General features: G+C 67.9%; 9 protein-coding genes. 4 read left to right on the top strand and 5 right to left on the bottom strand.

All coding sequences use genetic code 11. From position 1 onward, the window contains the following. The first annotated feature begins 274 nt into the window (after nt 1-274). Entirely contained in the window at nt 275-895 is a 621-nt protein-coding gene (locus LIN44_RS25875; RefSeq protein WP_227315092.1) for a flavodoxin family protein, read from the top strand. Nucleotides 896-953: 58 nt separating this feature from the next. On the opposite strand, the gene LIN44_RS25870 is transcribed toward LIN44_RS25875, so the two are convergent. Continuing rightward, complete coding sequence (locus LIN44_RS25870; RefSeq protein ID WP_227315091.1) at nt 954-1,913, bottom strand: LysR family transcriptional regulator; 960 nt, start codon at nt 1,911-1,913, stop codon at nt 954-956. Nucleotides 1,914-2,086: 173 nt separating this feature from the next. On the opposite strand from LIN44_RS25870, the gene LIN44_RS25865 reads away from it, so the two are divergent. From LIN44_RS25865 to LIN44_RS25855, 3 genes are all read left to right on the top strand, one after another. Continuing rightward, nucleotides 2,087-3,208, top strand: a complete 1,122-nt coding sequence (locus tag LIN44_RS25865; protein ID WP_227316430.1) for a M20 aminoacylase family protein — start codon at nt 2,087-2,089, stop codon at nt 3,206-3,208. A gap of 60 nt (nt 3,209-3,268) precedes the next feature. Beyond that, complete coding sequence (locus tag LIN44_RS25860; protein WP_227315090.1) at nt 3,269-4,591, top strand: MFS transporter; 1,323 nt, start codon at nt 3,269-3,271, stop codon at nt 4,589-4,591. 162 nt (nt 4,592-4,753) lie between these two features. Further along, entirely contained in the window at nt 4,754-5,860 is a 1,107-nt protein-coding gene (locus tag LIN44_RS25855) for a methyl-accepting chemotaxis protein (protein WP_227315089.1), read from the top strand. 227 nt (nt 5,861-6,087) lie between these two features. On the opposite strand, the gene LIN44_RS25850 is transcribed toward LIN44_RS25855, so the two are convergent. The 4 genes from LIN44_RS25850 to LIN44_RS25835 form a co-directional block, all read right to left on the bottom strand. After that, nucleotides 6,088-7,425: an aspartate aminotransferase family protein gene (locus LIN44_RS25850; protein WP_227315088.1), complete on the bottom strand. Its 1,338-nt coding sequence runs from the start codon at nt 7,423-7,425 to the stop codon at nt 6,088-6,090. A gap of 33 nt (nt 7,426-7,458) precedes the next feature. Next, entirely contained in the window at nt 7,459-8,967 is a 1,509-nt protein-coding gene (locus LIN44_RS25845; RefSeq protein ID WP_227315087.1) for an amidohydrolase family protein, read from the bottom strand. Between the two features lie 26 nt (nt 8,968-8,993). Next, nucleotides 8,994-9,986, bottom strand: a complete 993-nt coding sequence (locus tag LIN44_RS25840) for a tripartite tricarboxylate transporter substrate binding protein (protein ID WP_227315086.1) — start codon at nt 9,984-9,986, stop codon at nt 8,994-8,996. A 293-nt stretch (nt 9,987-10,279) separates the two neighbouring features. Further along, complete coding sequence (locus tag LIN44_RS25835) at nt 10,280-11,293, bottom strand: helix-turn-helix transcriptional regulator (protein WP_227315085.1); 1,014 nt, start codon at nt 11,291-11,293, stop codon at nt 10,280-10,282. Between the last annotated feature and the right edge of the window lie 78 nt (nt 11,294-11,371).

Below are 11,371 nucleotides of genomic sequence, written 5' to 3'. Positions count from 1 at the left end.
CGGGCAGCGCCGGGCGTGAGGGGATATGGCGCAACTTTATCCCGGCCGCGCCATGCTGGCTACGCGCCGCCGGGAAAACCCGTGGAGGGGAACGGCGGACCACCCCACGACTGCATATTCAGAAAATTTCAACAACTGATTGCAGAATCGCGCCGGTCAGCGCCGGCTCGCCGCCCTACACTTCCTTCACCAGCCGCTGCAGCCCGCCATCCTCCATATAAGCGATGCAGCATAAGGATATTCAGATTTTCGCAATCAATAAGGATCCGACATCATGACCACCGCCTCCACCCGCGTTGCCATCGTCTACCACAGCGGCTACGGCCACACCGCCAGGCAGGCGCAGGCCGTGGCGCGCGGCGCCGGCAGTGTGGCGGGCGCCGAAAGCCTGCTGATCCCGGTCGAAGACATCGACCAGCACTGGGATACCCTGGAGCAGGTCGATGCCATCATCTTCGGCGCGCCGACCTACATGGGCAGCGCCTCGGCCCAGTTCAAGGGCTTTATGGACGCGACCTCGCGCAACGTGTTCGCCAAGGGCGGCAAGTGGGCCAACAAGGTCGCCGCCGGCTTTACCAACGCGGCCTCGCGCTCGGGCGACAAGCTGGCCACGCTGCAGCAGATCGCCATCTTCGCGGCGCAGCACGGCATGCACTGGGTCAACTTGGGCCTGCCGCCGGGCCACAACAACTCGAAGTCGACCGAGGATTCGCTGAACCGCCACGGGTTCTTCCTCGGCGCGGCCGCGCAGTCGGATGCGGATGTCAGCGCCGAAGTCGCGCCGCCGCCGGCCGACCTGCGTACCGCCGAACACCTGGGCGCGCGCGTGGCCGAAGTGGCGCAGCAGCTGGTGGCGGGCCGGCAGGCGCTGGCGGCGCTGAAGCAAGCGGCCTGAGCGCCCGCCTGGCACTGGCAACAGGGTCCGAGGCCCGATTCCGGGACGGCCCTGAAGCTCAGTACAGGACTTCCAGCGCGTCGAACAATTCGATGTCCCTCTGCGCCGCCGAACGCGCGCGGCGCCGGATTTCGTCGAGCAGGCAGTCGGTAAAGCATTGCGCCGCGGGGCTGCGCACGGCGTTATGGCGCGTAATGATGCCAAGCCGGCTGGTCTCGAACTGCTCGGCTAGTGACAGCGCCTGGACCCAGCCCCGCATCGGCTCGGCCAACAGCAGCGGCAGCGGGCAATAGCTGATCATGCCGGCATGGCGGACCAACTCGAGCAGCAATGCGGTCGAGTGCGCGCAATGCAGGCGTGCCGGGTCGATGCGCGCCTCATGCTGCCAGAACAGGTTGCGCATGAAGGGGTCGTAGCTGGCCGCGGTGTAGTTCACGACCCAGTCCTGTTCCAGCAACTCGTGCAGCGAGCGCGCCTGCGCGCAGGGATGTCCGCGCCGCGCGATGACGCCCGAGCGATAGGCAAGCAACGGCTCGCATTCGAATTCCTGCGTGGACATCGCCGCCGTGAAGGGCCCCACCGCGAAGTCCAGGGTGCCTTCGCGCAGGCGCGGCAAGGCCACAGCGGTCAAACCTTCAAAGATCTCCACCTGCACGCCGGGCATGCGCTCGCGAAAGCGCAGCAGCACGCGCGGCAGGAACGTCAGCATGACCCACGGCGTGACGCTCAGGCTTACCCGGCCCACGCCTTCGCCCCGCAGCGTAGCCAGTTCTTCACTGGCGCGGGCGAGTTGCCCGACCACCAGCCTGGCATGGCCCAGCATGCGCTGCCCCGCTTCGGTCAGCGCCACGCCGCTGGCGGTGCGCGACAGCAACGGCAGGCCCGCTTCGGCTTCCAGCTCGCGCAGCGCCTTGGTCAATGCCGCCTGTGACAGCCCCATCAGCCGCGCAGCGGCGCGGATGCTGCCGGCATCGGCCACCGCGACAAGGGCCTGGATCTGGTGCAGTTTCATCGGCATGGCGGCGCGGAAAGGGGTGACAACCAACGGTTGTCAGGATAACAGTATTGCGGCTGGCGGCACATGCGGGCGCTGCATAAGATCGGTCCACACCATTCCCCGCCAACGCCTCCCCGGAGACTCCATTGCATCCCGATCCCGTCCTGCCCGGCATCCGCGACATCGAAGCCGAGATGGTGGAACTGCGCCGCCGCATCCACGCCCATCCCGAACTCGGCTTCGAGGAATTCGCCACCAGCGACCTCGTGGCGGAATGCCTGCAGGCCTGGGGCTATGCCGTGCATCGCGGCCTGGGGGGCACAGGCGTAGTCGGCACGCTGCGTCATGGCGAAGGCCGCGCCATCGGCTTGCGCGCCGACATGGATGCCTTGCCGATCCAGGAAACCACGGGCCTGCCGTATGCCAGCAAGCTCGACGGCAAGATGCATGCGTGCGGCCATGACGGCCATACCGCCACGCTGCTGGCCGCCGCCCGCTACCTTGCCGAACACAGGCCCTTCCGCGGCACGCTGCATGTCATCTTCCAGCCGGCCGAGGAAGGCATGGGCGGTGCCCGCGAAATGATCCGTGACGGCCTGTTTCGCCTGTTCCCGTGCGATGCGGTCTTCGCGCTGCACAACATGCCCGGCCATCCCACCGGCAAGTTCGGCTTCCTGGGCGGACCCTTCATGGCGTCGTCCGATACCGTCACGATCCGCGTCAGCGGGCGCGGCGGCCATGGCGCGGTGCCGCACCGGGCGGTCGATCCGGTGGTGGCGTGCGCATCGATGGTGATGGCCTTGCAGTCCGTGGTGGCGCGCAACGTGAATCCGCTCGACATGGCGATCGTCACGGTAGGTTCGATCGAAGCCGGCAAGGCGCCCAACGTGATTCCGGAGAGCGCCGAGCTGCGCCTGTCGGTGCGCGCGCTGACGGCCGAGGTGCGCGACCTGCTGCAGGCACGCATCACGGCGCTGGCCCATGCGCAGGCCGAGAGCTTCGGCGCCACCGCCGAAGTGCGCTACGAGCGCCGCTACCCCGTGCTGGTCAACGACCCGGCCACCACCGAGATGGCACGCGAGGTCGCACGCGACTGGCTCGGCGAGGACGGCCTGATCGAAGACATGGTGCCGCTGACTGGCAGCGAGGACTTCTCTTTCATGCTGGAAGCGTGCCCGGGCTGCTATCTGATCGTCGGCAACGGCGACGGCGAGGGCGGCTGCATGGTCCACAACCCGGGCTATGACTTCAACGACGCCTGCCTGCCGCTCGCGGCCACCTACTGGGTAAAGCTGGTCGAGCGCTACCTGGGCTGACCAGCGCCAGCCACCAAGACCGGCCCGGAGGCCGGCGCCAACACCCTATGGAGACACAGCATGTCGACACCTCTTCCCGCGCAGCCGCTGGACGGCGCCTTCGCCGCGCCGGTCACGCGCGCAGCGCCCCGTCGCCGCGTGATTGCCGCCATTACCATCGGCAATGGCCTCGAGTTCTACGATTTCACGGTCTACAGCTTCTTTGCCGTGCTGATCGGCAAGCTGTTCTTTCCGGTTTCCGGCGGCATTGGGCAATTGATGCTGTCACTGGCGACCTTTGGCGTGGGCTTTGTCGCGCGCCCGCTCGGCGGCTTGCTGATCGGGCTCTATGCCGACCGTGTCGGGCGCAAGCCGGCGATGGCGCTAACGCTGTGGCTGATGGGGCTGGGTTCGCTGCTGTTCGTGGTGTCGCCCACCTACGCACAGGCCGGCATGGCGGCGCCGCTGCTGATCATGCTGGCGCGGCTGCTGCAGGGCTTCGCACTGGGCGGCGAAGTCGGCGCCTCGACGGCGCTGCTGATGGAGTACGCCGATGACCATTCACGTGGCTATTACGGCAGCTGGCAGCTGTTCAGCCAGGGCGTCAGCGTGCTGCTGGGCGCGCTGGTCGGGCTGTCGCTGACCAACGGGCTGTCGCCCGACGCCCTGCAAAGCTGGGGGTGGCGCGTGCCGTTCGCCATCGGCATCCTGGTCATCCCACTCGGCCTTTATATTCGCCGCCACCTAGAGGAAACCGCCGAGGCACCGCCCGCCGGCAAGGCGGGCCATGAACGCGCCGGCCTGGTCGAGATCTTCCGCGCCCACGGCCGCGTCGTGGTCGCCGGCGTGCTGGTGACCATCGGTGGCACCTCGGCGACCTATATCGTGCTGCACTACATGACCAGCTACGCGGTGACGATGCTGAAAATTCCGCTCGGGCTCAGCATGGCCGCAGGCTGCGTCGCCGCGCTGGTGCAGGTGGCACTGTCCGCGCAAGCCGGCCGGCTGTCGGACCGCATCGGCCGCAAGCCTGCCATCCTGTGGTCGCGCCTGGCCATGCTGGCGCTGGTCTATCCCGCCTTCATGCTGCTCAACGCGCGGCCGTCGCTGGGGATGCTGCTGGCAGTGGTCGCGGTGCTGGCCCTGCTGCTGGTGCTGAATTCGGTGCCGTCGGTGGTGCTGATCACCGAGCTGTTCCCGCGCCGCATCCGTGCCAGCGGCCTGTCGGTGGTCTATTGCATCGGCGTGCTGATATTCGGCGGCTTTGCCCAGCTGATCGCCACCTGGCTGATCGAGCTGACCGGCAATGCCAGCGCGCCGGCGCTCTATGTGATCGGCTGCGGCCTGATTTCACTGGTCGGACTGGCGATGGTGCCGGAGACCGCAGGCAAGCGGCTGGATTGAGTCATGGACAGCCCGGGAATGCATCGTCGGCACTCCCTGGATTGGGCCGCCCATCCGGACGTTGCCCCCGCAGGTCGCCTTCGTTACCAAGAATCTGCTAAAGCCCTTGCCCCTCCCGACCGTTAAGCAATGGGGTCGCATCAGGATGGAGGGGAGACAGAGATGCAAGATCTGGGGATTCGCATACGCCTGGGCGCGGCGTTTGGCGCCATGTGGTCGCTGCTGGCGATCGCGATCGCGGTGGCCTTGCCGCGCCTGCACGACGCCGCCGATGCCCGGCGCCTGCTGATCGCGCTGGCCGCGGCAAGCCTGTGCGTGGCGGTGGCCGCGGTATGGGGTCTCGCGCGCAGCATCGAGGCGCCGCTGCTTGAAGCCGTCCACATCGCCGAGACCGTGGCCGCGGGCGACCTCAGCCAGGAGTTCAACACCGAGCGCGGCGGCGAGTTCGGCCGGCTGCTGGGCGGCCTGGGCGAGATGGAAGACATGCTGACCGACCTGGTCACACGCATCCGCACCGCCACCGACTCCATTACCGACGCTTCGCACCAGATTGCCGCCGGCAATACCGACCTGTCGCAACGCACCGAAGAGCAGGCCGCGGCGCTGCAGCAAACCGCGTCGAGCATGGGCGAGCTGACCGCGATGGTGCAGCAGAACACCGAACGCGCCCGCGCCGCCAACGGCATGGCGGCCAGCGCCTCGGGCATCGCGGCGCGCGGCGGCGAAGTGGTGGGCAACGTGGTGCAGACCATGTCGGCGATCAGCGCCAGTTCGCGCAAGGTCACCGACATCATCGAAGTGATCGAAGGCATCGCTTTCCAGACCAATATCCTGGCACTGAACGCCGCGGTCGAAGCCGCGCGCGCCGGCGAACAGGGCCGCGGCTTCGCCGTGGTCGCGGGCGAGGTGCGCACGCTGGCACAGCGCAGCGCCGCCGCGGCGCGCGAGATCAAGCAGTTGATCGATGATTCCGTGCAGCAAGTGGACAGCGGCTCGGCGCTGGTGGGCCAGGCCGGCACAACCATGCAGGAGATCGTCCAGGCGGTGGCCAGCGTCACCGGGCTGCTGGGCGAGATCACCGCGGCCTCGGAACAGCAGAGCGCCGGCATCGCGCAGGTCAACGAAGCGGTGGCGCAGATGGACACCGTGACGCAGCAGAATGCGGCGCTGGTAGAGCAGGCGGCCAGCGCGTCGCAGGCACTGGCGGGGCGGGCGACGGAATTGCAGCAGGTGGTGGGGGAGTTCAGGCTGGATGCCGAGCCGGCGTAACCGCCAGGACGCTGGTGCATCCAGTCAGGTTGCGGCGTGCGACTGTCGGAGGCATCACGACCGATTGTGTACTCCCTCTCCCGCTTGCGGGAGAGGGTTGGGGTGAGGGTGGGAGTACCAACGAAGTGAAGCAGATCGGTATGCCCGCGCCTGCCCTCACCCCCGGCCCCTCTCCCGCAGGCGGGAGAGGGGAGCAAACCGGCAGCAAGCGGTGGCCTTTCAGTGAATCAGGCCGCAACGCTCGCCGGCAGCACCGCCTCCACCGCCGCGACAAAACGCTCGACGATGTTGTCGATATCTCGTGGCGTACAAATAAACGGCGGCGCGAACAGCACGTGGTCGCCATGCACACCGTCGACCGTGCCGCCCATCGGATAAACCAGCAGCCCATTCTGCATCGCCGCGGTTTTCAGCCGCGCATGCGTCTTCAGCGCGGGATCGAGCGTAGCCTTGCTGTCGCGGTCGGCGACAAATTCCACGCCGACGAACAGGCCGCGGCCGCGCACGTCGCCCAGGTTGGGGTGCTCGCCCAGGGCCTCGCGCAGGCGGCTGCGCAGCTGCTCGCCGCGGGCCAGCACGTTGGCCAGCAGCTTGTCCTCGGCGATGGTGCGCTGCACTGCCAGGGCCGCCGCGCAGGCCGTGGCATGGCCGATATAGGTGTGACCGTGCTGGAAGAAGCCGCTGCCGCCGACAATGGCGTCATAGATCCGGCGCGTCGACAGCATCGCGCCGATGGGCTGGTAGCCGGCGCCCAGGCCCTTGGCGATGGTGACGATGTCCGGCACCACGCCGTCCTCTTCGCACGCGAACAGGTAGCCGGTGCGGCCCATGCCTGACATCACTTCATCAAGGATCAGCAATACGCCGTACTTGTCGCATACGGCGCGGATGCGCTTCAGGTAATCGCCCACCGGCGGCACCGCGCCGGCGGTGGCGCCCACCACGGTTTCGGCGACGAATGCGGCCACGGTCTCCGGGCCTAGGGCCAGGATCTTCGCTTCCAGTTCGTCGGCCAGGCGCTGCGCGTATTGCGCGTCGGTCTCGCCCGCCAGCTGGTCGCGGTACGCATAGCACGGCGACACGTGGTGCGCCGGCACCAGCAGCGGCAGGAACGGCTCGCGCCGCCAGGCGTTGCCGCCGATGGCCAGCGCGCCCAGCGTATTGCCGTGGTAGCTCTGGCGGCGCGCGATAAAGTGGCGGCGCGCCGGCTGCCCCACCTCGACGAAATACTGGCGCGCCAGCTTCAGCGCCGATTCCACCGCCTCGGAGCCGCCCGAGACGAAGTAGACGTGATCGAGATCGCCGGGTGCGGCCTGCGCCAGGGTTTCGGCGAGCGTTTCCGACACCTCGGTGGTGAAGAACGAGGTGTGCGCGTAGGCGATGGTGTCGAGCTGCGCCTTGATCGCCTCGATCACGCGCGGATGGCCGTGTCCGAGGCACGACACGGCGGCGCCGCCGGAGGCGTCCAGGTAGCGCTGGCCGGTGCTGTCGATCAGTTCGATGCCCTGCCCGGCAACGGCAACGGGCAACTGCTGGCGCGGATTGCGATGGAATACGTGGGTCATGATGAAGTGGTGGTGGCAGTGCCGGGCCGCGCGTCAGCGGTGCGCGGCGGAAGGATTGTCGTTGGCAACGCGCCGCAGCACGCGGCCGGAGAATGCGGCCAGCGCGCTGCCGATGCTGTGGTCGCCCCCGGCGGACTGTTGCCAGACCTGCGCGCCGTTGACCCAGACCCCGTCGATGCCGGTGCTCAGTTGCAGCGGGTCTTCGAAGGTGGCGCGGTCCTGCACGCGCTGCGCGTCGAACAGGACCAGGTCGGCGAACGCGCCCGGCGCGATCCGGCCGCGGTCTGCCAGTCCGTATTGCTGCGCGGCCAGCCCGGACATCTTGTGGATCGCGGCCTCGAGCGTCATCAGCTGCTCTTCGCGCACCATGCGCGCCAGGATGCGCGGGAAGGTGCCCCACTGGCGCGGATGCGGGCGCGGATCGAACGGCAGGCCGTCGGAGCCGAAGATGGTCAGCGGGAACTGCGCGATGCGCGCGACGTCGCGCTCGTCCATGATGAAGTAGATCGCCGCCGCGGGACGCAGCCTGGCGAGCAACTCTTCTTCATCCAGTCCAAGCTCCTGCATCAGCTCATGGAAGTCACGGCCGCCCGCCGCGGGGTAGCCGGTCGACCACGTGATCAGCGTGCGGGTGGACTGGCGCACGCGGTCCAGCCGCAGCATGGTCGAGGTCGCGGGATAGGGATGGCAGTCCAGGCACAGCGGCTGCAGGCGCGCGGCCTCGGCCAGCAGGCCCAGGGTCTCGACAGAGCGGCCATGGTTGCGCTTGCCCGCCACCTTGTGGTGAGAGAACACCACCGGACAGTCCAGCGCGCGGCCGATGCGCAGCGCTTCCTCGATCGACGGCACGATGGCGTCGGTCTCGTCGCGCAGGTGGGTGGAATAGAGGCCGCCATGCGTGCGGACCGGCTCGCAGACGGCGATGATCTCGGCTTCGGTGGCCGCGGCCGCGGGCGGATAGAAGGTTCCGGTCGACACCCCGAAGGCGCCCGCCTCCATCGCCAGCGCAACCTCCTCGCGCATCGCGGCAATCTCCGCGTCATTGGCGGGACGGTCCAGTTCCGGCATCGCGCGCACGCGCAGCGTGGAGTGCCCCAGCAGCGGCACCACGTTGACGTTGGCCGGCGCCGCGCGCAGCGCGTCGAGCCACTGCGCGAACGTGTCGAAGCGGAACAGCGCGGGCGGGCCCAGCAGGTCCAGCGGCTGCGGCGGCGCGCCGCTGACCAGCGGCGCCACGCTGATGCCGCAGTTGCCGGTCACCACCGTGGTGATGCCCTGCGACACCTTGGGCGTCATGTCACGGTGCACCAGCAGGTAACCGTCGTCATGCGTATGCGCATCGATAAAACCCGGCGCCAGCACGCGGCCGGTGGCGTCGACGGTATGGTCCGCGGCGATGCCGCCGCAATCCCCCACGGCAACGATGCGGTCGCCTGCGACGGCGACATCGGCCAGGCGGCGGTCGGCCCCGGTGCCGTCCACGACCGTGGCGTTGCGGAAGATCAGGTCGGCGCGCCGGGGCGCGGGGGGTTGTGATGCCATGGTCGATCCTTGTCTTGCCGGCGGGCTTATTGCGGCGCGATGCCGGCCTGTCTGACCACCGCCGCCCACTTGTCGGTTTCTAGCGCGGCATAGCCGGCCAGCGCCTGCGGCGTGCCGCCGACCGTCTCGGCGCCCAGCGCAGAGAATTTTTGGCGAATGGCCGGGTCCGCCAGCGCGCGGTTGAAGGCGCCGTTGAGCCTGGCCACCACGTCGGCGGCGGTGCCTTGCGGCGCCACCACGCCGCCCCACGCCACCCCCTCGAAGCCCGGCACGCCGGACTCGGCGATGGTGGGCAGCGCCGGCAGCAGCGGCGAGCGTGCCAGGCTGGTCACGGCCAGCGGCCTGAGCTTGCCCGCCTTGATCAGCGGCAGGATGGTCGGCATGTTGTCGATCAGCACATTGACCTGGCCGCCCATCACATCGGTGGCGGCCTGCGGGCTGCCCTTGTAGCCGACGTGGGTCCAGGCCAGCCCTGCCTTGTCCGCCAGCAACTGTCCGGTCAGGTGCCCGGACGTGCCTTGCCCCGGCGAGGCGTAGGTGACCTTGTCCGGATTGGCCTTGATGTGGGCCACCAGCTCGGCAAAGTTCTTCACCGGCATGTCCGGCCTGACCGCGATCACGTTCGGCACCTTGAACAGCAGCACCACCGGCACGAGGGCATCGGGGCGATAAGGCAGCTTGCGGAAGGTGCTCTTGTTGATCGACAGCGTGACGTTGTTGGCGTAGCCGAGCGTGTAGCCGTCGGGCGTGGCGCGCTCCAGCTCCGAGATGCCGATCACGCCCGAGGCCCCAGGCTTGTTGTCGATCACGAACGACTGGCCCAGCGACTTGCCGGCTTCGGCGCCCAGTGCGCGCATCAGCACGTCCGGACTGCCGCCGGCCGCCGATGGCACCACCAGGCGGATCGGACGCGCGGGATAGGTGTCGGCCAGCGCGGGTCCGGCCAGGATCGAGGCGCCCAGCCAGAACAGTGTGGCCAGCGATCGCCGTTTTCTTTGCTGCTGCCTTTGCTGTTGCATCTCGATCTCCCGTTCAGTCCCTGCGGTTGGCCCGGTTACGCGAGGCAGTATAGGGGCATGGCGCGAGGTAATGCAACATTTGTTTCTCACGTTGCGCAAATGAACCGAAACGAAGATGCAATCGCCGCCAGAATACTTACAGTAATGCGCTCACCAAATGAAACAGTCGTTACACTGGCCGCGGCCTTGCGCCTCAGGAAGATGCGCCGCCATTGCCAAAAAAGAAAAAGGGCGGCATGCCTGCCGCCCCGGAATGGCCTGGCCGCTACCGCCGGCCGGCGCGCGCGCCGCTGTCAGGGAGTCACATCCTGCGACGCTCCCACCATGGTCAGCGCGTTGCCGTGCTCGTCCAGCGTGACCTCGCCTTCCTCATGGATGTCGCGAAGGCTGCCGTCCGGCAGCTGGATGCGGTAGTCGACGCGATACGGCACCTTGTCGACGATGGCCGCGCGGATTGCCGCCTGCACGCGCGGGCGGTCTTCTTCGACGATCGATGCGAGGTAGCGCTCCATGGTCACCTTGAACGCCTGGGGGGCCCAGCCGAAGATGCGGTAGGCCTCGTCGGTCCAGGCGCAGTCGTCGGTCTGGATGTTCCAGTACCAGCCGCCCAGGTGGGCGATCTGCTGCGCCTTGGCCAGCAGCGCCTCGCTCTGGCGCAGCGCGGCCTCGGCGCGGCGGCGCTCGGTGATGTCAAGGCTGACGCCGATCATCTTGACCGGGCGCTGGTCGAAATCGCGCACCAGCGTCGCCCGCGACGAGATCCAGCGCGTGTTGTCCTGATGCACCACGCGGAATTCCCACTCGTGCATCTCCTGCGCGCCCAGCGTGCGCGCCAGCACTTCCTTCAGCCGCGTCACGTCGCCTGGATGCACGCAGGCCCAGAAGTCGTCCATGTTGCGGATATGGCGGCCGAACAGCGAGACATCGTTGGAAGAATAGGTCAGGCCATCGGTCAGCACGTTCCATTCCCACGTGACGATGCCGGAAACCTCCTGCGCGAATTTCATCCGCGCCTCGCTTTCCATGATTTCGGCGAGGTGCTTCTGGCGCAGTTCCTTGATGTGCGGGTCGGACGCGGTGCTGGCCTCGAGGTCGGCGATGGCCTGCTCGCCGTAGCGCAGCCACAGCCAGTTGACGCCCAGGAAGCGCGCCAGCGCCAGCAGGCGCTCGTACTCGATCTCGCCGCCGCGCGTCCATTTGTGCACGGCCGACGGCGACACCGACAGGGCCTCGGCCACCTGCTTGAGCATGATCCTTTTGCCTTCCAGCACCCCCTTCAGGCGCGTGGCAAAAGTGTCTTCGGTCATGGGCGCTCCTCCGCTTTTTTTCAACCGATGGTGAATTGAGTAACTCGAACCTTACACCATCCCTGCAAATCGCGCGAA

It is taken from the genome of Cupriavidus sp. MP-37 (assembly GCF_020618415.1).
GTDB lineage: Bacteria > Pseudomonadota > Gammaproteobacteria > Burkholderiales > Burkholderiaceae > Cupriavidus.
Note: the sequence above shows the minus strand (reverse complement) of the source record. Positions and strands in the feature narration are given on the sequence as shown.

Bases quoted from the DNA above. Each gene is read 5' to 3' on its own strand.
- LIN44_RS25870 (WP_227315091.1), bottom strand. From the start codon at position 1,913: ATGCCGATGAAACTGCACCAGATCCAGGCCCTTGTCGCGGTGGCCGAT.
- LIN44_RS25860 (WP_227315090.1), top strand. From the start codon at position 3,269: ATGTCGACACCTCTTCCCGCGCAGCCGCTGGACGGCGCCTTCGCCGCG.
- LIN44_RS25865 (WP_227316430.1), top strand. From the start codon at position 2,087: ATGGTGGAACTGCGCCGCCGCATCCACGCCCATCCCGAACTCGGCTTC.
- LIN44_RS25845 (WP_227315087.1), bottom strand. From the start codon at position 8,967: ATGGCATCACAACCCCCCGCGCCCCGGCGCGCCGACCTGATCTTCCGC.
- LIN44_RS25840 (WP_227315086.1), bottom strand. From the start codon at position 9,986: ATGCAACAGCAAAGGCAGCAGCAAAGAAAACGGCGATCGCTGGCCACA.
- LIN44_RS25875 (WP_227315092.1), top strand. From the start codon at position 275: ATGACCACCGCCTCCACCCGCGTTGCCATCGTCTACCACAGCGGCTAC.
- LIN44_RS25850 (WP_227315088.1), bottom strand. From the start codon at position 7,425: ATGACCCACGTATTCCATCGCAATCCGCGCCAGCAGTTGCCCGTTGCC.
- LIN44_RS25855 (WP_227315089.1), top strand. From the start codon at position 4,754: ATGCAAGATCTGGGGATTCGCATACGCCTGGGCGCGGCGTTTGGCGCC.
- LIN44_RS25835 (WP_227315085.1), bottom strand. From the start codon at position 11,293: ATGACCGAAGACACTTTTGCCACGCGCCTGAAGGGGGTGCTGGAAGGC.